This is a genomic window from Microbacterium sp. Leaf179 (assembly GCF_001423785.1).
Lineage (GTDB): Bacteria > Actinomycetota > Actinomycetes > Actinomycetales > Microbacteriaceae > Microbacterium.
Genome location: NZ_LMPH01000001.1, coordinates 327,546 through 348,408 on the forward strand (window position 1 = coordinate 327,546; position 20,863 = coordinate 348,408).

Below are 20,863 nucleotides of genomic sequence, written 5' to 3' on the forward strand. Positions count from 1 at the left end.
CGGGCATGACCCTCGCGTGCGGCGCGGATTCCCCTGGCCGCCGTGGGTACCCAGTCGCGCGTCTCGTAGCCGACGGCTGGCCAAGACGTGTCGCCCGCGGGTTCTCGAGGCGGATCGGAATTCATAAGGGGCGCTCCCATTTTTATGACTTACGGCACTATCTCATAAAAATTTCGTCCCCGAATACGACGTCCGCCTACCCGAACACCACCGTCCACGACACCGCGCGCGGCCAGAGGGCGTATCGCGGCAGCACGTCGGGTCCGCAGGCGCGCGACCCCAACCCGTGCTGCGCGGCGTCGAGGTAGAGCCACAGTCCGCGCGACGGCGGCAGCTCGTGCGCGTGACCGACGCCGGTGCGCTCCTGCGCGGTGTGACGATCGAGCTGGAACCCGGGCAAGCCCGTCGCCCCCGCGTCGATCGCGCGCAGGTGCAGCGGGCCGAGGTCGAGGGCGCGCAGGCCGGGGCGGTGGCCGGTCTCCTGCGGCCGGCCGTACGCGACGCCGAGGTCGTCGACGGCGGCCTCGAAGCGTCCGACGTACGCGGCCTCGCCGCTGTCGGCGTACGACTCCGCCGGTCCCGTGCCGAACCACTCCACCCGCTCGTCGGCCAGCGCGCCCGGCAACCCGATGCGCGCGCCGACCCGCGGCCACGTGCAGTCCCAGGGGCCGAACGGCCGGATGTCGGTGTGCAGTCGCAGGCCGTCGCCGTCGAGGCGCCAGGCGAAGGTCGTCTCGATGCCCTGCGCGCTGTGCGCGGCCATCGACCGCACCCGCTGCACCAGGCCGTCGTCGGTGCGCTCGACCGACAGCACCCGGTGCTGCAGGCGGTCGAGGCCGCGCTCGAGCCACCGCACCGACGACGCCGGCGTGCTCTCATCGCCGCGGCCGTGCGTGAGGGCCGGGTCGGCCGTCTCGTACGAGCCCTGCCCGTCGAGCTGGTCGTTCTCGGTGGGCGCGCGCCACAGTTCGGGCAGCGGTCCGGAGATGTCGAGGTCGCGCCAGCGCAGCAGACCGCCGCGGCGGTCGAACACCGCCTCACCCAGGGCGTCGCCGTCCCATGAGGCGCGGCCGCGGCGCGGCGGGCAGGGAGGAGCGGTGCGGAGCGGGCGCTGCGCGCGCGAGACGATGTGCCCGGCATCGCCCCACGGCGGGGCGTCGCGCCACCTCACCTCGAGGGTGAGCCAGCGCTCGGTCGCGGCATCCGGCAGCCCGTCGAGGGGGACCTCGACGGTGCCCTCCTCGCCCGGGGCGAGCGTGGGCAGGGCGACGGTCCCGTCGGTCAGACGGATGCCGTCGTCCTCGATGCGCCAGTGCAGCTCGAGGTGGTCGGTGCCGAGCGTGTGCTGCCGGTTGCGCACCCGCCAGGAGCGCTCGCCGAGGTGTTCCAGCGTCACGGGGGCCCACACCGCGGCCAGTTCGCCGAGACCGGGAGAGGGCGTGCCGTCGGAGAGCACGAGACCGTCCATCAGGTAGACGCCGTCGTGCACGGGCTCGCCGAAGTCACCTCCGTACGCGAAGAACTCGGTGCCGTCGGCGGCGCGGGTGCGGATGCCGTGATCGCGCCACTCCCACACGAAGCCGCCGTGCAGGCGCGGGTACTGCTCCACGAGCGCCTCGTAGTCGGCGAGCGAGCCGGGGCCGTTGCCCATCGCGTGCGCGAACTCGCACAGCACGAAGGGCTTCGCGCGCTGACGTGCGCCCTCGGCGGGACCGATCTCGTGCACGGGCATCGTCTGCTCGCCGCAGACCGAGGCGATCTCCTCGATCGTCGGGTACATGCGCGAGTACACGTCGGTGTACGCCCCGCCGTAGTCGCCCTCGTAGTGGATCGGGCGGGAGTCGTCGCGCTCGCGGATCCACCCGGCCATCTCGGCGAGGTTGCGGCCGGTCCCGGACTCGTTGCCGAGCGACCACATCACCACGCTCGCGTGGTTCTTGTCTCGCTCGACGGTGCGGCGAACGCGGTCGAGGCAGGCGTCGCGCCAGGCGGGGTCGTCGGCGGGGTTGCCCGTCCACTCGACGTCCCAGAACCCGTGCGTCTCGAGGTCGCACTCGAGCACGACCCAGAAGCCGAGCTCGTCGGCGAGCTCCAGCATCCGCGGGTGCGGGGGCTGGTGGGCCGTGCGGATGGCGGTGATGTTGTGCCGGCGCATGAGGGCGAGCTCGCCGCGCACGTAGTCCTCGTCGAACACGCGGCCGCGGTCGGGGTCGGTCTCGTGGCGGTTGACGCCGCGGAAGATCAGCGGTCGCCCGTCGGCGAGCAACCGGTCGCCGATGATCTCGATGCGGCGGAAGCCCACGCGCAGCCGCACGGTCTCGGCCTCCGTCGACACCTCCACGTCGTACAGGCGGGGTGTCTCCGCCGTCCACGCGTCGACGGCGTCGAGGGGGAGCACCGCCACCTCGGTGGCATCCGCCCACGTCTCGTCGATGCCGAGTTCGGGCACCCGCACGGTCACGGGCCAGCCACCGCGGGGGCGCACGTCGAGGGTGCCGGCGCCGGTCGCGGGGTCGCGGTCGCCGCGCACGAAGACGTCGTCGAGGCCGTTCGCGGGGCGGCCCTGCAGCGAGACGCTGCGGAAGATGCCCGGGAGCCACCACTGGTCCTGATCCTCCAGGTAGCTCGCGGCCGACCACTGGTGCACGCGCACGGCGAGCACGTTTTCGCCGTCGACCAGGTGGTCGGTGACGTCGAATTCCGTCATCAGGCGGCTGCCGGTGAACCAGCCGATCTCGGTGCCGTTCAGCCAGACCGTCGCGAGCGACTCCACGCCCTCGAAACGCAGAAGCGTGCGGCCGCCCGCGCAGAAATCCGGATGCCACTCGAACACGCGCCGGTGGTCGCCGGTGGGGTTGGCATCGGGCACGTGCGGGGGGTCGAGGGGGAACGGGTACCGGATGTTCGTGTACGTCGGGTGGCCGTGCCCCCGCAGCCCCCAGTGCGAGGGCACCGGGATGCGGTCCCACCCGGAGGCATCGGCGTCGACGGCGGCGAACGGCGGCGGGCCGTCGAGGTCGTCGCCGGGATCAGCGTCGTGCAGAAGAAACGCCCAGTCGCCGTCGAGGCTCTGGACCGGGGCGTCGGAGCGCAGCCAGGCGCGCGGGGGAAGGCGGGTGTCGGATCCGGGGGTGGGATCGCCGAGGTGGGTCATCGGTCCTCACGGAGGGCGTCGGGGTCGGCCACGACGGTGACGTCGGGATGCCGTTGCAGGAAGGAAGCGGGGTTGTCGGCGGTGACGGGGCCGGTAAGGGCCGCGCGCAGGGCGGCGGCCTTCGCGGCACCGGATGCCATGAGCACGATACGCCGGGCCGACAGGATCGTGGCGACCCCCTGCGTCATGGCGTGCGTCGGTACGCGGGAGAGCTCGCCGTCGAAGTGCTCGGCATTGGCGCGGCGGGTGCTCTCGTCGAGCTCGACGACACGGGTGCGGGTCCCGGCATCCGATCCGGGTTCGTTGAAGCCGATGTGGCCGTTGCGACCGATGCCGACGATCTGCACGTCCACCCCGCCCGCGGCGGCGATGGCCCGCTCGTAGGCCGCGCCGTCGGCGGCGGTGGAACCGTGCGGCACGCGCACGTTCTCGGCCGGGATGCCGAGGGGTCGGGCGATCACCGACCGCACGTAGGCCGCGTACGAGCGGGGGTCGGAGGCGTCGAGCCCGACGTACTCGTCGAGGGCGAACAGACGCAGCCCCTCGGTCGCGAGACCGTCGGCTCTGCGACGGACGAGCGCGGCGTAGAGCGCGAGAGGGGAGGATCCCGTCGCCACGCCGAGGACGCCGTCGGGGGCGACGGTCGCCACGACGCCCGCCGCCACGTCGCCGATCGCATCGGCGTCGACCATGACGACCCGCGTCGAGGGCGAGATCGGCGTGAGAGGGGCGCGGAGCGCGGTTTCGCTCACTTGATCGCGCCCTTGGCGATGTCGCCGATGAACTGGCGTGCACCGATGAGGAAGACGATCAGCAGCGGCAGCACGGCGAGAAGTGCCCCGGCCATCACCATGCCGTAGTCCTGACCGAAGGCGGTGTTCAGCTGGGCCGTCGCGACCTGAAGGGTCACCTGGTTGGGGTTGGTCAGCACGACCAGCGGCCACAGGTAGTCGTTCCACGCGGCGATGAAGGTGAAGATGCCGAGGAAGCCCAGACCTGGGCGGATGAGCGGCAGGCACACCGTGAACCACTGGCGGAAGAAGCCCGCGCCGTCGAGCACCGAGGCATCCATCAGCTCGTCGGGGATGGACGAGACCATGTACTGGCGCAGCCAGAAGATGCCGAACGCGTTGGCCGCGGCCGGCACGATGAGCGCCTGCAGCTGGCCGACCCAGCCCAGGTTGGTCATCGTGATGAACTGCGGGATGACCGCGAGCTGCATCGGCAGCATGAACGTCACGAGGGTGATCGTGAAGAGCGTGCGGCGCAGTGGGAACTCGAACTTCGCGAACGCGAACGCGGCGAGCGAGTCGAAGACCAGCACCAGGAAGGTCACGCTGCAGGCCACGATCACCGTGTTCAGCAGGGAGCCGGCGAAGTCGATGCGCGCGAAGACCGCGCCGATGTTGTCGAACAGTCGCGGCCCCGGGATGAACGTGGGCGGGGTCGTGTAGATGTCGCTCGTGGAGTTGCTGGCCATCACGACGAGCCAGTACAGCGGGAAGAGCGAGATGAACGCGCCGACGGAGAGGATGCCGTACAGCAGCACGCGTCCGGGTGTCGCCTTGCGGCGACGGCGCATCGGTACCCCTGCGGTGGTGATGTGCTCGGTGACCGTGGCGGTGGGGGGCGTGGTGACGGTCATGCGCGGGCCTTGTCTTCCTTCTTGCCGGCGGTGAAGCGCCAGCTGATGATGGTGAAGATCACGACGATGAGGAAGACGCCCCACGCGATCGCGGCGCCGTAGCCGAAGCGGTTGTAGCTGAAGGCCTGTTGGTAGAAGTACAGGACCATGGTCAGCCCGCCCTGGCCCGCGCCGCCGCTGTTCGGGTTCGTCGTGCTCGAGCTCGCGGTGAGCACCTGCGCTTCGGTGAAGCTCTGCATGCCCGTGACCGTCGAGACGACGAGGACGAAGATGATCGTCGGGCGCAACAGCGGCAGCGTGATGGAGAAGAAGCTGCGAATGGGGCCCGCGCCGTCGAGCTTCGCGGCCTCGTAGACCTCGCCGCCGATGGACTGCATCCCGGCGAGGAAGATGATCGCGTTGTACCCGGTCCACTGGTAGGTGATGAGGATCGAGATCGTGAGCTGGATGCCGAAGGGCGTCGACAGCCACTGCACACCCGGCAGGCCCAGCGAGTTGAGGGCCGCGTTGGCCAGTCCGAAGTTCTCGCCGAAGATCGAGCCGAACAGCACCGCCATGGCCACCACCGAGGTGATGTTGGGCACGAAGTAGGCGATGCGGAACGCGGTGCTGAAGCGCACGGCGTTGTTCAGCAGAGCGGCGACCGCGATGGCGATGGCGAGCATCGGGAACGTCGACAGCGCGAAGATGATGAACGTGTTGCGCACCGACAGCCAGAACGTGCCGTCGGTGAACAGGCGCGTGTAGTTGTCGATCCCGGTCCACTCCGCCGTGCCGAGGCCGTTCCAGTCCTGGAACGACAGCACGAGCGAGTAGGCGGTGGGAAAGAGGCCGAAGCCCAGGAAGAGCAGGAAGAAGGGGGCGATGGCCACGTACATCGGCCAGTGCCGGATGAGGCCCCGGCCCCGGGGGCGCGCGCTGGGGCGCACCCCCGAGGCCGTCATGACGCGCGTGGCGGATGTCACTTAGAGCGCTCCCACACCTGCTGGGCGGCGGTCAGCGCGTCGTTCCACGCCTGCTGCGGGTCCTTGCCCTGCGACTGCACGTTGGCGAGCTCGGTGATGAAGGGCGCCGCCACCTCGTTGTCGATGGGGCTGGTGTAGCTGACCGGCATCTTCTCGGACGCCGCCTTGAAGACGTCGGTCGTGACCTGTCCGCCGAAGAAGGCGTCGGGCTCCTGCAGCGCCGGCTGGCTCAGCGCCTCGGTCGACGAGGGGAAGTTGCCGACCTCGGTGTAGGTGGTGGCCTGGTTCTCGGCGTCGAGCAGGTACTCGACGATCTTCACGGCCTCGTCCTTGTTGGCGGTGGCCGCGGGGATCGTCAGGAACGATCCGCCGATGTTGGCGGGCCCGCCGGGCATCGCCGTGACGTTCCACTTGCCCGAGGTGTCGGGGGCGTTGCTCTTCAGGTCGCCCTGGTACCAGGCGGCGCCGAGCAGCGTCGGCAGGGAGCCGTTGTTGACGGCGGCGGCCCAGTCGGGGCTGCCGTCCTGGATGCCGGCGACCAGGCCGCGTTCGTTGGCTTCGATCGCGGTGTCCCAGGCCTTCTTCACCTGGTCGCTCTCGCCGAGGAACTCCCCGTCCTCCGACACGAACTTCGTCTCGCCCTGGCCCATGACCTTGGTGAAGACGTCTTCGAGCGACACCTCGAGGTAGGCGCCCGTGGCGGCCTTGAGCTTCTCGCCGAAGGCGAAGTAGTCCTCCCACGTGGAGGTGGCGGCGGCGACCTCGGCCGGATCGGTCGGAAGGCCGGCCGCGGCGAGCACGTCGGTGCGGTAATACAGCGCGGTCGGGCCGATGTCGGTGGGGAGGCCGATGAGCTTGCCGTCCGAGGTGGTGGCCTCGGCGAGCTTCCACTGCGGGAAGTCGGCGAGCTTGTCGTCGATGCCGAGGGTCGAGAAGTCAGTGAAGAGGTCGGCCTGCTGCAGGAAGTAGGGCATGTCCTCGCCCTTGATCCCGGTGAGCGAGGGGATGCCGCTGCGTCCGGTGAAGACGGTGACGAGCTTCTGCTTGACGTCGTCACCGATGGTGGTGACCTCGAGCTTCGCGTCGGGGAACTCGGTCTTGGCCGAGTCGACGACGCTCTCGCCGATGCCGCCGGGCCAGGTCCAGAGGGTCATCGGGCCGTCGGACGACCCGCCGGCACCGCCGGAGCAGGCCGAGAGGGACACGGCGGCGACAGCGGCGACGGCGACGGTGCCGAGCGCGCGTCGGTGACGCGGGGTGAAAGTCATCATGGGCGGGTCACTCCTTGATTCGGGTGGGGCGTGAGGAAGAGGCGGTGCGGGATGCCGCCGAGGCGGCGAAGGGCGATGCGCCGTCGTGCAGCGCAGCGCGGAGGAAGGCGAAGCGCGCCGGGTCGGCGGCCGCCGGGTGGGAGTCGAGCCAGGGGAGGAGCTCGTCGAGGCGGGGAGCGGCGGCCGCGCCGCCGGGACGGGAGACGGTGATCGCGGCCACGAGAGCGGCGAATTCGACACGTTCGCGCAACGACCAGGCCGTGAGCTCGGCAGCAGCGAGCGCTCCGCCGAACACGTCGCCGGCGCCCGTGGCATCCACGAAGTCGATCGCGACGGCGTCGACCTCGACCTCTTCGCCCGCGGCCGAGTCGACCGCGATGGCGCCGTGCCCGCCGCGGGTGACGACGGCGAGGGGGACGCGATCGGCGAGGGCGCGGGCGGCGGAGCGGGCGTCGTCGGTGCGCGTGTAGGCGCGGGCCTCGGCCTCGTTGGGGAGGAAGGCGTGGCATCCGTCGAGCACGTCGAGCGCCGAGGGGTTCCACTGCTCGTCGGCGTCCCAGCCGATGTCGGCGAAGATCTTTGTGCCCTGCGCGGCGCGTGCGCGCACCCACTCCGACACGGAGTCGTCGAGGTGGAGGGCGGCGACGGGCGTGAGGGGCGCGCTCTCGAGCAGAGAGGCGAGGGCCGCGGCGGGGCGGCCACCGGTGACCAGGGCGCGATCGCCGCCGTAGTTCATCGCCGCCGTGACCGGCAGGCTCCAGTCTGCGCGCTCGCGGATGCCGTCGACGATGCCCTCGTCGCGCAGCCGGTCGCGTACGAGCCGGGAGAGGGCGTCGGTGCCGGCGTCGGCGCAGAGGACCGTGGGCACTCCGAGTCGGGAGGCGGCGATCGCGTAGTTGGCGATTCCCCCGGGGCCCCAGCCGAAGGCAGGGGTCCAGTGCTCCTCGCCCAGTCGGGGAGCTGCATCGAGCTCGGCGAAGACCAGATCGAGGAAAAGCTGCCCGGCCGTCAGGAGGCGGGGCGTGGGACCGGATGCGACTGTCATCGGCCCCTCCTCTCTTCGGCGACGACCGGGGCGTTGCACCGTTTATAGCATTCGTCGCTCAGGAACGCGCAAATTTTTGCGTGTAAATATTTTGTTACTGAGCGATTTTGAGCGATAAGGTGATCGCATCATGAAAGACGTCAGAGACCGCGAGATCCTCCAGCACCTCCGTTCCGCCCGCGCGGCGACGGTCGCGGAGCTCGCCGAGGCCACCGGTTCGAGCATCGCCACGATCCGTCGTGATCTGCAGCGCCTCGACGACGCCGGACTCCTGCGACGCACGCACGGCGGCGCCGTGATGGGCGAGGGCGACGCGCCCTTCGCCACCGTCGAGCCCGTCAATCGCGACGGCAAGGAGCGCATCGCCCGCGCCGCCGCCGACACGATCCGCGACGGCCAGGCCGTCATCCTCGACGTCGGGACCACGACCCTGCAGCTCGCGCGACTGCTTCGCGGCCGTGCGGTCACCGTCATCACCAACAACATGGCCATCTACGACGTGCTGCGCGACGAGCGCGACACGCACCTCGTCGTGCTCCCGGGCGACTACGACCCGGTGTACCGCAGCGTGGCGGGCCACCTCACGACCGAGTCGCTGCGCCTGATCCGTGCCGACCACGCCTTCCTGGGCGTCAGTGGCATGTCGCCCGAAGGCGATCTGCGCGACACCACGCTGGCGCAGGTGCCGATCAAGCAGGCGATGCTCGCGGCGTGCGACGCGGCGACCGTGCTCGCCGACCACAGCAAGTTCCCCGGCAGCGGCGCCGGACGTATCGCCCTGCCCCTCGCCCTGCGGCGGCTCATCACCGATGCGCCGCTCGAGGGCCCGATCGTCGAGTCCCTGGGCCGACGGAATGTCGAGATTGTGACCGCATGAAGCTTGCCATGATCGGTGGCGGAGGATTCCGCACCCCCTTGGTGTACCGAGCCCTGCTGCTGGACCGCGATGCCGGACGCGTCGACGAGGTCGCCCTCGTCGACACCGACGCCGCGCGGCTGCGGACGATGGCCCGCATCCTCGAGGACCAGGCGCGCGACTTCCCCGATGCCCCGCGTGTGAGCGTGCACACGGATGCCGAAGAGGGCCTGCGCGGGGCCGACTTCGTGTTCTCGGCCATCCGCGTCGGCGGGATGGCCGGCCGTGCCGCCGATGAGCGCATCGGCCTGTCGCACGGGGTCATCGGGCAGGAGACCGTCGGCTTCGGCGGCATCTCCTACGCGCTGCGGACGCTGCCGGTCGCGATGCAGCTCGCCGAGCTCATCCAGCGCGTCGCCCCCGACGCGTGGGTCATCAACTTCACCAACCCCGCCGGCGTCGTGACCGAGGCCATGGGTCGCGTGCTGGGCAATCGTGTCATCGGCATCTGCGACTCGCCCATCGGCCTCGCCCGCCGCGCGCTCGGGGCCCTCGGCATCCGGGACGCAGCCGACGTCGAGATCGAGTACGCCGGCCTCAACCACCTCGGGTGGCTGACGGCGCTCCGCCGCGACGGCGTCGATCTGCTGCCGGAACTGCTCGCCTCGCCCGAGCGCATCGAGTCGTTCGAAGAGGGAGCGCTGTTCGGCGCCGACTGGATCCAGACGCTCGGGGCTCTTCCCAACGAGTACCTGCACTACTACTCGTACCGTCGCGACGTGCTCCAGGCCGACCAGTACGCCGCGACCACGCGCGGGCGCTACCTGCTCGACCAGCAGGCCGGCTTCTGGGAGACGGCGGCGACCGCGCCGCGTCCCCACGCGGCCTGGGAGGCCTGCCGGCACGAGCGCGAGGTCACCTACATGGCGACCAACCGGGACTCCGCCGGCATGGGCGACCGCGATGAGGAAGACCTCGTCTCGGGCGGCTACGAGAACGTCGCGATCGCGCTGATGCGCGCGATCGCCTACGACCAGTCGGCGCGGCTCATCCTCAACGTCCCCGGCGGGGGCGTGCTGGCGGGCCTCGACGCCGAGGCCGTGGTCGAGGTGCCCTGCATCGTCGGCGCCGACGGCCCGCGCCCGCTCGAGAGCGCGGCCGTGCCCGCGTTCGGGCAGGGCCTCATCGCCACCGTCAAGTACGTCGAGCGCCAGACGATCGAGGCCGCTCTCACCGGCTCACGCGCTGCGGCGCTGCGGGCCCTGGCCCACCACCCGCTGATCGACTCGGTCCGCGTCGCGCGGGCCTTGCTCGACGACGCGAGCTCCAGCTTCGCCGACCTGTCGTACCTCCGCTGAGCCCGGGGGCGCGCCCTCGACCCGAACGTCGGCCGCGCCCCCGCACCAGCCCGCCGCCCCCGGCATCCCTCCCCGCCGCCCCTCCCGACGCATCCCGACCCCGCCTCCCGCGCTGACCCCGAAACCGGAGACACCGTGCACCAGAACCTCACGCTCGTCGAAGAGCGCATCCACCGCGTGCTCACCGAGCGCATCGTCCCCGCCGTGTACTCCGCGCGGGTGCCCGTCGCGCTGAAGGCCTGGATGGTCCCCGACGAGCCGGTCCCGGCCTCCAAGGCCCTCGCCGCCGACTACGCCCCCTTCGCCGTCGGAGACAGCTGGGGGCGGGCGTGGTCGACCTGGTGGTTCGAGGTCACCGGCGAGATCCCGACCGACTGGGCCGGCCGCACCGTCGAGCTGCTGCTCGACCCCGGCTTCCAGGGCGACTGGCCCGGCAACCAGGCCGAGGCGCTCGTGCACACCCCCGACGGCGTGCAGGTCAAGGGCATCCACCCCCGCAACCACTACGTGCGCCTGACCGACGAGGCCGCGGGCGGCGAGCCCGTGCACTTCTTCGTCGAGGCCGCCGCCAACCCCGACATCCTCGTGAACGACTTCGTCCCCACGAAGTTCGGCTCCAAGAAGACCGCTCCCGAGACGCCGATCTACACCTTCCGCACCGCCGAGCTCGCGGTCTTCGAACCCGAGGTGTGGGCGCTGCAGTTCGACGTCGAGGTGCTGTACCAGTTGCTGAAGGAGCTGCCCGAGACGGAGCCCCGCCGCCACGAGGTCATGCGGGCGCTCGAGCGCGCGCTGAACGTGCTCCGCCTCGACGACATCGTCGGTACCGCAGCCGTCGCGCGCGCCGAGCTCGTCGACGTGCTGTCGCGCCCGGCCTCGGCCTCGGCCCACCGCCTCTCGGGCATCGGCCACGCGCACATCGACACCGCGTGGCTCTGGCCCATCCGCGAGACCAAGCGCAAGACCGCCCGCACCTTCTCGAACGTCCTCGCGCTCGCCGAGCAGTACCCCGACTTCCGCTTCGCCGCCTCATCGGCGCAGCAGTACGCGTGGGTCAAGGAGCGCTACCCGCACGTGTGGGAGGGCATCAAGGCCGCGATCGCGAACGGACAGTGGATCGTGGTCGGCTCGCAGTGGGTCGAGCCCGACGGCAACCTGCCCGGAGGCGAGGCCATGGTGCGCCAGGTCACGCAGGGGATGCGGTTCTTCCGCGACGAGCTCGACGTCGAGACGCACGGCATCTGGCTGCCCGACTCGTTCGGCTACACCGCCGCGTTCCCGCAGATCGCGAAGCTCGCGGGCCTGGACTGGTTCCTCACGCAGAAGATCTCGTGGAGCCAGACCAACAAGTTCCCCCACCACACCTTCTGGTGGGAGGGCATCGACGGCTCACGCATCTTCACGCACTTCCCGCCCATCGACACCTACAACTCCACGCTCGAGGGCGAGGAGCTGCACCACGCCGTGCGCCAGTTCCGCGACAAGGGCAGGGCGACGACCTCGCTCGTGCCCTTCGGCTACGGCGACGGCGGCGGCGGACCCATCCGCGAGATGATGGAGCGCCAGCGCCGGGTGGAGTCGCTCGAGGGATCGCCGCGGGTCGAGATCGAGCACCCCGACGACTTCTTCGCCGCAGCCCGGGCCGAGTACCCCGACGCTCCCGTCTGGGTGGGCGAGCTCTACCTCGAACTGCACCGCGGCACCTTCACCTCGCACGCCCGCGAGAAGCGCGGCAACCGCGAGGCCGAGCACCGCCTGCGCGAGGCCGAGCTGTGGTGGACCGCCGCCGCACTGAAGGGCGCCGAGTACCCGTACGCCGCGCTCGATCGCCTCTGGCAGGGCGTGCTGCTGCAGCAGTTCCACGACATCCTGCCCGGATCCTCGATCCAGTGGGTGCACGAGCAGAACGAAGAGGACTACGCCGCCGCCCTCGCCGAGCTCGACCACTCGATCGCCGAGGCCCTGGACGCCGCGGGGCTCTCGGCCGCGGTCGTGAACTCGGCCGACCACGCCCGTCGGTCGTTGGCCCTGGATGCCACCGGCACCCCGCTCGCGTTGGTCGAGACGCCCGCGCTGGGCGTGGCATCCCTCGTTCCGGTCGCGCCCGCGCACCCGGTGCGGGCGGAGCGATCCGGCGCGGACATCGTGCTCGACAACGGTCTCGTGCGGGTCACCGTCGACGCCCGGGGCCTCGTGACCTCGATCGTCGACCTCGCCGCGGGCCGCGAGCTCGTGCCCGCCGACCGTGTCGCGAACCTGCTGCAGCTGCACCAGGACCTCCCCAACGCCTGGGACGCCTGGGACATCGACGCCCACTACCGCTACACGTTCGACGACCTCGACACCGCCGACGCCGTCGAGCTCGCGGTCGACGACGAACTGCGCGCCCGCGTGATCGTCACGCGTACTTTCGGCACCTCGCGGCTGACGCAGACCATCGCCGTGCACGCCGATGACGTGCGCGTGCACTTCGCAGTCGACCTCGACTGGAACGAGCGCGAGAAGCTGCTCAAGGCCTCGCTCCCCTTCGTCGTGCACGCCCACCACCACAGCGCCGAGATCCAGTACGGCCACGTTCGCCGCGCGACCCACACGAACACCTCATGGGAAGACGCGAAGTTCGAGGTCATGGCCCACCGCTGGGTGCACGTCGAGGAGCCGGGCTACGGCATCGGCGTCACCAACGACGCCACCTACGGCCACGACATCACCCGCACGGTCGGGGCCTCGGGCGAGGTCGAGACCGAGGTGCGCCTGAGCCTGGTGCGCGCGGCGAACTCGCCCGACCCGGTCCAGGATGCCGGCCACCACACGTTCGCGTACGCGGTGCACCCCGGGGCCGACATCGCCGCCGTCGTGGCCTCCGGGTACGAACAGAACCTGCCGCTGCGCCGCCCCGCGGCCGAGGGCACGGTCGAGCCGTGGAGCGTGCTGCGCTCGTCGAACGAGGGCGTGCGCATCGAGGCCGTGAAGCTCGCCGACGACCGCTCGGGTGACGTGATCGTGCGCGTGTACGAGGCACTCGGGCGCCGCGCGGCGACGACCCTCACGCCCGGGTTCGCCGTGGCATCCGCCTCCGAGGTCGACCTGCTCGAGCGTCCGCTCGGCGACGACATGGCGCGCTCGCGCCGCCTCACGGTCGAGGGCGAGGGCATCGCGCTCGAGCTGCGTCCGTTCCAGGTCGTGACGCTGCGGCTCTCGCGCGGATGACCCGCACCGTCTCGCAGAGCTCCCCCGCGGCGCGCGCGGGGAGCCTGCGGATCGGCGTGCTCGTCGTGTGGCTGGTCGGGGTCATCGCCTACGTCGTCTCGATCGTCAATCGCACCTCGCTCGCGGCCCTGGGGCTCGAGGCGGCCGACCGGTTCGCGATCACCGCGGCGACGCTGTCTCTGCTGGCCGTCGTGCAGCTCGCCGTCTACGGCGCGTTGCAGCTGCCCGTCGGACTGCTGCTCGACCGGTTCGGCGTGCGAACCGTGTTGACGGTCGGCATGCTCGTGATGGCGGGGGCGCAGGTCGTGCTCGCCCTGGCACCCGACATCGGCGTCGCCATCGCGGGGCGTCTGCTCATGGGGGCCGGTGAGGCCGCCATCTTCCCCGGACTGCTGCGCGTGATCGGCATGCGCTTCCCGCCGCGGCTCGCACCGACGGCCGTGCAGGTCACGGGTCTGACCGGCCAGTTCGGGCAGATCGTCAGCGTCGTGCCCTTCGCCGCGCTCGTCGGCGTGGCGGGGTGGGTCTCGGCCTTCCTCTCGCTGGCGGGGGTCACGGCGCTGGTGGCGGTGCTGGTCGCCGTGGTCGTCCGCGAGCGCCGGCCCGTCGCCGTCGAGCGGACGAGCGTCTCGCGCGCCGTGCGCGAGGCGTGGAGATCACCGGGAACGCGGCTGGCGTTCTGGGTGCACTTCGTCACCTCGTTCTCGGGCAACGCCTTCGCCCTGCTGTGGGGCTTCCCGTTCCTCGTGGCGGGCCAGGGTCTGGATGCCGCGACCGCGGGCGGCCTGTTCTCGGTCTACGTCGTGTGCGGCATCGCCTTCGGGCCGATCGTGGGCGCGATCTCGGGTCGCTTCCCCCGGGCCCGCACGGCTCTCGTGCTCTCGCTGGTCGGCGCGCAGGCGGTGTCGTGGGCGGCGGTCCTGGCGTTCCCCGATCGGGCGCCGCTGCCGCTGCTCGTCGTGCTCGCCGCCGCCATGTGCGTCGGGGGACCCGCCTCGATGGTCGCGTTCGACATCGCGCGCGACCACAATCCGCGCGAACGGCTCAGCACCGCCACGGGCGTCGTCAACGGCGCGGGATTCCTCTCCAGCATCCTCGTCATCCTGCTGATCGGCGCCGTCCTCACCCTGCAGGCGGGGGGAGGCGAGTACTCGCCCGGGGCGTTCCGGCTGGCCGAGCTCGTGCAGGTCCCGTTCTGGGTGGCCGGAATCGTCCTCGTGCTGCGGGCCCATCGCACGGTGCGGGCGTCGTCGCCCGACTGAGCCCCCGCGGACGAACGGTCGGATGCCGCGGACGAACGGTCGGGCGCGCGACGCCGCCGCTCGCGAGCATCGATACATGACCACCACCGCCCCGGTTCCCGTCTCCGCGCCGTCCACCATGAGGTACGGCGGACTCATCGTCGTGATGCTGCTGAGCTTCCTGCTGGTCACGGCAGAGTTCCTGCCCAACGGCGTGCTGACCGAGATGGCCGCCTCGCTCGGCATCACGCCCGGGCAGGCGGGCCAGACCGTCACCGTCACGGCCCTGGCCGGGCTGCTCTTCGCCCCCACCGTGGGCCTGCTGCTGCCCCGCCTCGATCGCCGCACCCTGCTCACCGGCGCCGCGGCCGCGGCCACGGTGTCGAGCCTCGTCGTGGCCGCCGCGCCCAGCCTCATCGCCATCCTCGCCGCGCGCTTCCTGCTCGGCGCCGCGATCAGCGCGTTCTGGGCGATGTCGATCACGGTCGCGGCGCGCCTGTCGAGCCCCGACCGCGTCGGGCGGGCCGTGATGTTCGGCTCGGCGGGACTGTCGCTCGCGACCGTGGCGGGCGTTCCGATCGGCGTCGCCCTGAGCGAGGTGCTCGACTGGCGGGTCGCCTTCCTGCTCATCGGTGTCATCACGGCCGTCGTCGGTGTCGCGGTGCGTGTCGTGCTCCCGCCCGTACCGGCGGCCTCGGCGTCGAGCCTGCGCATCCTCGTCGACACCCTGCGGCGCCCGGGCGTGGGCGGCGGCATGATCGGTCACGTGCTCGTCGTGCTGGGCCACTTCCTCGCCTACACCTACGTGCGTCTCGCTCTGGAGCGCGTCCCGGGGGTCGACGGGGGCACCATCGTGCTGCTGCTCGCGTTGTTCGGGGTGGGCGGGTTCGTCGGCAACCTCGTCATCGGCATCGTCGTCGACCGCGCCTTCGTGCGGCTCTCGGTCATCGGACCGCTCGTCATCGCGGTCGCCGTCGCGGTCGTCGTCCTGCTTCCCGCGGCGATCATCGCGGTCGCAGCGGCCGTTCTCGTGTGGGGCTTCTTCTTCTCGTCGTGGCTGATCATCGTGAACACGTGGGTGGGGCACCGCATGCCCGACCGTCTCGAAGCGGGCGGCAGTCTCGTGGTCACGGGCTTCCAGCTCGCCATCACCATCGCTGCGGGCGTGGGCGGAGTGCTCGTCGATTCGGTCGGGGTGGTGACGGTGGATGCCATCGGCATCGCGCTGCTCGTGATCGGCGCCGTGCTGTTCGGGGTCTCGGTGCGCGAGCGTCGCGCCGTCGCGGGCTGAGGGTGACGCCGGCCGGGCCGCCCAGCGGCAGCGGCGCCGGCGGGGGCGTCAGATCGCGACGGTCGCCCGGCGGCCGGCCCGCCACGCCGACGGGGCGACACCCGCGTGGCGGCGGAACGCGCGGCTGAAGCCCTCGTCGGACGCGTAGCCGAGCACCCGTGAGGTCTCGGACACGGGCGTTCCGGCCTCGAGCAGGTCTTTCGCCCTCTCCATGCGCACCGCGCTCACGTACGCGGCGGGAGAGAGCCCGAAGTTCCGACGGAACCGCTCAGCGAACACCGACCGCGACATCGCGCCGAGCGATGCCAGTTCGCCGATGCTCCAGTCGTGACCGGGGTCGTGGGCGATCGCGGCGACGACCCGCGCGAGGAACGGGTCGTCGGCGCGGGGCGGCCAGGCCGCGTCGCGGTCGGTCGAGGCCCACGCCCGCAGCGCTGAGAGCAGCACGGTGGTCACCATGAGCTTGCAGATGGTCTCGTCGCCCTGGCGCTCGGCGGTCTCCGCGTTCGGGGTCGTGCCCAGGTGCGCCGCCAGCGCCGCCGCCGCGGGTTCCGCGTGCGCGAAGCCGCTGACGAAGACGAACGGCGGCAGGCTGCGCGCGTCGCCCGCCGGGGCGACCTCGAGGGGGACGACCGTCACCTCGGCGCCGGACTGCGAGGCCAGGGCGAGCCCGTGGCATCCGAGGCTCACGAACGCGTCTCCGGCCAGCAGTGTCCGCCCGCCGACGGTCGTGGCGACCGACCCGCTCGCGGCGTCGACCGTGCAGGCCGTCCGCGCCGAGGCCGATCCGCTGATCTCACCGACGCGGACGTAGACGAGGGCCGCGCCGCCACGCGGCAGGGCGAGGCGCTCTCGGGGGGCGAGCGTCAGCTGATGCGCGCGACCGGGGCGCACGTCGAGCGTCGACAGGGCACGATCCAGCGCAGGCTCCGGCGTCATGCCTGCGCAAACCTCCGCGACCCGCCCGCTATTCCGGGCGACCCGCACGCCCGGGGTCCCGCCCTCCGCGATACGGATGGCCTCCGTCGCCGATCTCGGTGACAATGGAGGGCATGCGATCCCCCCGCCCGCTGCTGTTCGTCGCGCTCGCCGTCGCCGGCGTCGCCCTCTCATCGTGCACGGGCCACGTGGCATCCGAGCCGTCCACCGCCGTCGCCGAGTCGCCGTCGCCGCACGGGAGTCCTTCTGCCACGGCCACGCCGGTGCCTGATTCCGGGCCGGTCGAGGCCTTCCGCGCGTGGTGGACCGCGGTGCGCTCCTCCGACACCGTCGCCGCCTGCGGGGCGCTCACCCCGGGCCTGCAGGAACGGATGCTGACGGAGTACACGACGTCGACGGGACTCGAGGTCGAGGACTGCGTCGAGCTCGTGCGCCAGAGTTCGCTGTTGTACGCCGCGGCGGGGATGTCGCCCGATGTCGATGTCGCCGTCGTGACGGACCAGGGCGATGACGCCGTGCTCGACGTCACCTACGCGAGCGGAGACTGCGGCACGGTGCACCTCTCGCACACCACCGGGGTGTGGATGCTCACCGAACTCAGCCAGGAGTGCGCCGCGCGCTGACCGTCGCCGACCTCGGGGTCGACGCGCGATCAGCCGAAGAACTCCGCGGCCGTCGCCACGCCGACCGAGATCGAGAGCAGGCCGGCGGCGACGCCCGCGATGAAGCCGGCGGCCGCGAGCTCCCGCGCCATCCGCGCGTTCAGGCTCAGGATGCCGCACACCGCCGACACCGCGGCGAGCACCCACATGCCGATCTGGATCCACATCAGTCCCTCGAGCTCGGCGATCGCGCTGACCGTGACCAGGAACAGGTACCAGGCGATCACGACGACGCCCGTGACCAGGGCGATGACCGACACGACCCGCAGATCGCCCTTGGGTCGCGGCGGCGCGGGCGGTTCGGGGCGGGGCGGGATGCCGAGGGCAGGCTCGAGCGAGTCGGGGAGGTCGTCGTCTGCCATGAAGCGATCCTCGCACCTCGAACGCGATCACGGGCGGCGGTTGCGCGCGCACCCGGCCCCGTTCGGAGAGCCGCCGCCCTGTCGCGCCTAGGCTGCTGCCGGTGAGAACCATCGGCATCGACCTCGCCGCGAGCACCCCCGGCACCGCCTTGGCCGAGATCGTCTGGTCGGGCGGCGGCGCGCGACTCACGCGGCTCGAGGCGGGGGTCGACGACACCGACATCGTGGCGTCGGTCTCGGACGGCGACGCCTGGCTCGGCATCGACTGCCCCCTCGGGTGGCCCGACGCGTTCGTCGACTTCGTCCAGGCCCACCATGCCGAGACGGCCCCCGCTCTCGGACCGGTCGACGGGGGAGCGGACTGGCGGCGCCCCCTCGTCTACCGGCACACCGACCACGTCGTCCGCGAGCGCATCGGTCGCTGGCCGCTGAGCGTGTCGACGGACCGGCTGGGCGTCACGGCGCTGCGGTGCGCCGGGGTGCTGCGGCGCCTGGCCCAGGCCGGCTTCGCGGTCGATCGTGCGGGGGAGAGGCGCCTGTTCGAGGTGTACCCCGGCGGCTCGCTGCGCGTGTGGGGCTTCGACACGACGGGGTACCGAGTGGATGCCGCCCGCCGCAGCGCCCTGCTCGACACGGTGTGCGCGCGGGTGCCGTGGTTCGACGTCGGGCCGTTCGCCGCGCTCGCGATCGCCAAGGCCGACGCCTTCGACGCGGTCATCGCCTCCCTCGCGACGCGCGCGGGGGCGCTCGGGCAGTTCGAGCCCCCGGCATCCGAGATGCTCGCCGTGGCGCGGCGGGAGGGGTGGGTCGTGTTGCCCAGTGGGGGGTTGGAGGGTCTTGTTCGGGACGGGTGGGGATGACGCTTATTGTCAGTTCGTCCCCATAGCTCGGGCCGCGTCGATGCGCGTGATGAAGTCGTTCGCCCACTCCGCGGCAGCGGCGATACCCGGGATGACGTCTACTCCGGTAGAGGATGCGTCGTAGAGGGTGTCCCAGTTCTCGTTCACGACCACGACGGGGGGCCACTGCTGCCCGGCGCGATAGGTGAAGAGGCGTGTGCACGTCTCGCGCACGAGAGCGAGGTCGAGGTCCTCTTCGCGATCGAGCAGCTGTAGGTCGATGAGGTCGTGTGCGCGCTCGCTACCAGGGCCCGTCGCCGCGTGAAGCTTCTGCGCAATCTGATGGTCACTACGCATCACACTGACCGGCTCCGGGCGGGGAAGGCCGACGGATGGGAACAGGTCCGCGAGGTCGTCGGCAAGCGCTGTCTCCGGCGCATCAGCGTCGCCGATCTCGTTGTGGCCCAGCTCGAACGTGACGGTGCACCACGGCTTGCCGAGATAGTCGAGCTTCACATCGAAGGGCTGCATGACGTACGTGGTGGGTACGTCCGCCGGTTTCGGCGCCGTGCGTTCGATGAGGCGACCGGTGAATCCCGACCACCCCGTGCGCAGCCGTTCCTCGAAATCATCGGTGAACTCAGCCAGCGTGCCCGGTCGCGCGGCGTCGAGGTCTTTGGTGAATCGAGTGGCCCGGCCGTAGCGGAGAGCCATGGCGCTTCCACCTTTGACGGCCCCGGCTGGGAGCATCTGGCCGACCACGACCAGCGCCATCCCGACCGTTCGCCTGTTGACTGCTCCTTCGTCGCCCTCGATGTTGGCGAGCCGCTGCCGTAGCGAACCGAGGTTCGCTGGGGCTTCGTCATACGTCACGCGGCCAGCGCCACTCGCACTCGCGACATCTCTGCCATGGTCAGGTACCCCTCTGCGCGCGCTTGGGCGGCAGCTGCGAGCAGACGTTCGGTCTGGACGCGGCCCCGACATTCGAGGAGCGCATCCACCACGGGCTGCGCCGCGATGCCCTCGTACACTGTTGGCTTCGCGCCCGCAGGGGCCGGGGTGAGTTCAATGTGTGCGGGCACCGTGCGCCGAGTGCGCTTAGGGGTCGCGAGGGTGATGTTCCGGGGGTTCACATCGGCGAGCCCCAGGAGCGCGAGGACCGTCTCTCCTCGCAGAAACGCCCCCTCTCCCGCGCGGAGCGCCGCTTCCGCGTACTCATCCAGAGGGGTGTGCGGGATGGTCTCGTCGCGGTACAACCCGTAGGCGATGTGGGTGAACCTGTTGCGCGTAGCGAGCTTCACCAGCTCGATTCGGGGGACGCCCGCGCTTTGGGCTTCCCGCGTGGTGACGTACCCGTAGTTGTCGATCGCGATCTCGTGGACGATGTCGCGGTAGGTGGGCCGAGTCATGTCAAAACTATACCACGTTCGGTATAGTTTTGACATGACTCGGGGAGCTTCGGGGGACGGCGTGAGTACTCCGAAGATGGCGTGACTCGGTCCTGTGTGCGCCACCAGCCCGAGTCGCCCCGAACGTGTACCTACGTGGGCTCTCCTCGTGCCCGAAGTGCAACGCGAATGCGTGCTCGACAGGCCTTGCGCCACACTCCCACCCGCGCTAACGTGCAACCCAATGGTTGAACAACAGCACCTCGACTCCGCCGACATCGACCGCGTGTTCCACGCGCTCGCCGATGCGACGCGTCGCGACATCGTGCGGCGCACGCTCGTCACCGAACAGTCGGTGTCGGACCTCGCCGCGGGATACGCCATGTCGTTCGCTGCCGTGTCGAAGCACATCGCGGTGCTGGCCGAGGCCCGGCTCATCACCAAGCGTGCGGAGGGGAGGGTGCGCCTCGTGCGTGCCGACCCCGCCGCCCTCGCTCGGGCGCAAGAACTGCTGCGCTCGTACGAGAACCTCTGGCGCGGCCGCATCGACCGGCTCGATGCGCTGCTCCTCGAAGAACCGGATGCCATGGCATCCACGACTACGCCCGAACCGACCGAGAACTGACCCGACCAAGGA

General features: G+C 71.2%; 18 protein-coding genes. 8 read left to right on the forward strand and 10 right to left on the reverse strand.

Features of this window, described 5'->3' with window-relative positions; all coding sequences use genetic code 11:
* Positions 1–196 precede the first annotated feature (196 nt).
* Genes ASF96_RS01545 through ASF96_RS01570 form a run of 6 tightly spaced genes read right to left on the reverse strand, consistent with a single transcriptional unit; the run spans position 197 to position 8,080 of the window.
* On the reverse strand, positions 197–3,154 hold the full coding sequence (locus ASF96_RS01545; protein WP_055935322.1) for a glycoside hydrolase family 2 TIM barrel-domain containing protein: 2,958 nt from the start codon (positions 3,152–3,154) through the stop codon (positions 197–199).
* The gene (locus tag ASF96_RS01550) at positions 3,151–3,906 is read right to left on the reverse strand and encodes a glucosamine-6-phosphate deaminase (RefSeq protein WP_235560505.1); all 756 of its coding nucleotides are present in this window, start codon (positions 3,904–3,906) and stop codon (positions 3,151–3,153) included. The genes ASF96_RS01545 and ASF96_RS01550 overlap by 4 nt, the downstream gene beginning before the upstream one ends.
* Positions 3,903–4,799 (reverse strand): carbohydrate ABC transporter permease, encoded by an 897-nt coding sequence (locus tag ASF96_RS01555; protein WP_197978726.1) that lies wholly within the window; start codon positions 4,797–4,799, stop codon positions 3,903–3,905. Before ASF96_RS01555 ends, ASF96_RS01550 begins: the two co-directional genes overlap by 4 nt.
* On the reverse strand, positions 4,796–5,764 hold the full coding sequence (locus ASF96_RS01560) for a carbohydrate ABC transporter permease (protein ID WP_235560506.1): 969 nt from the start codon (positions 5,762–5,764) through the stop codon (positions 4,796–4,798). Before ASF96_RS01560 ends, ASF96_RS01555 begins: the two co-directional genes overlap by 4 nt.
* The gene (locus ASF96_RS01565) at positions 5,761–7,035 is read right to left on the reverse strand and encodes an ABC transporter substrate-binding protein (protein ID WP_235560507.1); all 1,275 of its coding nucleotides are present in this window, start codon (positions 7,033–7,035) and stop codon (positions 5,761–5,763) included. Before ASF96_RS01565 ends, ASF96_RS01560 begins: the two co-directional genes overlap by 4 nt.
* Positions 7,036–7,042: 7 nt before the next feature.
* Positions 7,043–8,080: a carbohydrate kinase family protein gene (locus ASF96_RS01570; RefSeq protein ID WP_055935324.1), complete on the reverse strand. Its 1,038-nt coding sequence runs from the start codon at positions 8,078–8,080 to the stop codon at positions 7,043–7,045.
* 130 nt (positions 8,081–8,210) lie between these two features.
* On the opposite strand from ASF96_RS01570, the gene ASF96_RS01575 reads away from it, so the two are divergent.
* The 5 genes from ASF96_RS01575 to ASF96_RS01595 all read left to right on the forward strand — a co-directional run bounded on the left by ASF96_RS01575 (position 8,211) and on the right by ASF96_RS01595 (position 16,036).
* The gene (locus tag ASF96_RS01575; protein ID WP_082509223.1) at positions 8,211–8,957 is read left to right on the forward strand and encodes a DeoR/GlpR family DNA-binding transcription regulator; all 747 of its coding nucleotides are present in this window, start codon (positions 8,211–8,213) and stop codon (positions 8,955–8,957) included.
* Positions 8,954–10,294, forward strand: a complete 1,341-nt coding sequence (locus ASF96_RS01580; protein WP_055935329.1) for a 6-phospho-beta-glucosidase — start codon at positions 8,954–8,956, stop codon at positions 10,292–10,294. The genes ASF96_RS01575 and ASF96_RS01580 overlap by 4 nt, the downstream gene beginning before the upstream one ends.
* Before the next feature lie 135 nt (positions 10,295–10,429).
* The gene (locus ASF96_RS01585; protein WP_055935331.1) at positions 10,430–13,504 is read left to right on the forward strand and encodes an alpha-mannosidase; all 3,075 of its coding nucleotides are present in this window, start codon (positions 10,430–10,432) and stop codon (positions 13,502–13,504) included.
* A complete protein-coding gene (locus ASF96_RS01590) occupies positions 13,501–14,766 on the forward strand; it encodes an MFS transporter (RefSeq protein WP_082509224.1) in 1,266 nt (421 codons plus the stop codon). Before ASF96_RS01585 ends, ASF96_RS01590 begins: the two co-directional genes overlap by 4 nt.
* A gap of 76 nt (positions 14,767–14,842) precedes the next feature.
* Positions 14,843–16,036, forward strand: coding sequence for an MFS transporter (locus ASF96_RS01595; protein WP_055937580.1), 1,194 nt, complete (start codon positions 14,843–14,845; stop codon positions 16,034–16,036).
* A gap of 48 nt (positions 16,037–16,084) precedes the next feature.
* Here ASF96_RS01595 and ASF96_RS01600 read toward each other — a convergent pair whose 3' ends face one another.
* Positions 16,085–16,975, reverse strand: a complete 891-nt coding sequence (locus tag ASF96_RS01600) for a helix-turn-helix domain-containing protein (RefSeq protein ID WP_055935332.1) — start codon at positions 16,973–16,975, stop codon at positions 16,085–16,087.
* 113 nt (positions 16,976–17,088) lie between these two features.
* Between ASF96_RS01600 and ASF96_RS16655 the strand changes: the two genes are divergently transcribed.
* Positions 17,089–17,598, forward strand: a complete 510-nt coding sequence (locus ASF96_RS16655) for a hypothetical protein (protein WP_156458674.1) — start codon at positions 17,089–17,091, stop codon at positions 17,596–17,598.
* A gap of 29 nt (positions 17,599–17,627) precedes the next feature.
* Here ASF96_RS16655 and ASF96_RS01610 read toward each other — a convergent pair whose 3' ends face one another.
* Positions 17,628–17,999 (reverse strand): hypothetical protein, encoded by a 372-nt coding sequence (locus tag ASF96_RS01610; RefSeq protein WP_055832164.1) that lies wholly within the window; start codon positions 17,997–17,999, stop codon positions 17,628–17,630.
* 101 nt (positions 18,000–18,100) lie between these two features.
* Here ASF96_RS01610 and ASF96_RS01615 point away from each other — a divergent pair, with 101 nt between their 5' ends.
* Positions 18,101–18,859, forward strand: a complete 759-nt coding sequence (locus ASF96_RS01615; RefSeq protein WP_055935335.1) for a DUF429 domain-containing protein — start codon at positions 18,101–18,103, stop codon at positions 18,857–18,859.
* Between the two features lie 9 nt (positions 18,860–18,868).
* On the opposite strand, the gene ASF96_RS01620 is transcribed toward ASF96_RS01615, so the two are convergent.
* Together ASF96_RS01620 and ASF96_RS01625 are read right to left on the reverse strand one after the other, a co-directional pair.
* Positions 18,869–19,711, reverse strand: coding sequence for a nucleotidyl transferase AbiEii/AbiGii toxin family protein (locus ASF96_RS01620; RefSeq protein ID WP_235560508.1), 843 nt, complete (start codon positions 19,709–19,711; stop codon positions 18,869–18,871).
* The gene (locus tag ASF96_RS01625; protein ID WP_055935339.1) at positions 19,708–20,247 is read right to left on the reverse strand and encodes a hypothetical protein; all 540 of its coding nucleotides are present in this window, start codon (positions 20,245–20,247) and stop codon (positions 19,708–19,710) included. Before ASF96_RS01625 ends, ASF96_RS01620 begins: the two co-directional genes overlap by 4 nt.
* 223 nt (positions 20,248–20,470) lie before the next feature.
* On the opposite strand from ASF96_RS01625, the gene ASF96_RS01630 reads away from it, so the two are divergent.
* The gene (locus tag ASF96_RS01630) at positions 20,471–20,851 is read left to right on the forward strand and encodes an ArsR/SmtB family transcription factor (protein WP_055935341.1); all 381 of its coding nucleotides are present in this window, start codon (positions 20,471–20,473) and stop codon (positions 20,849–20,851) included.
* Positions 20,852–20,863 lie beyond the last annotated feature (12 nt).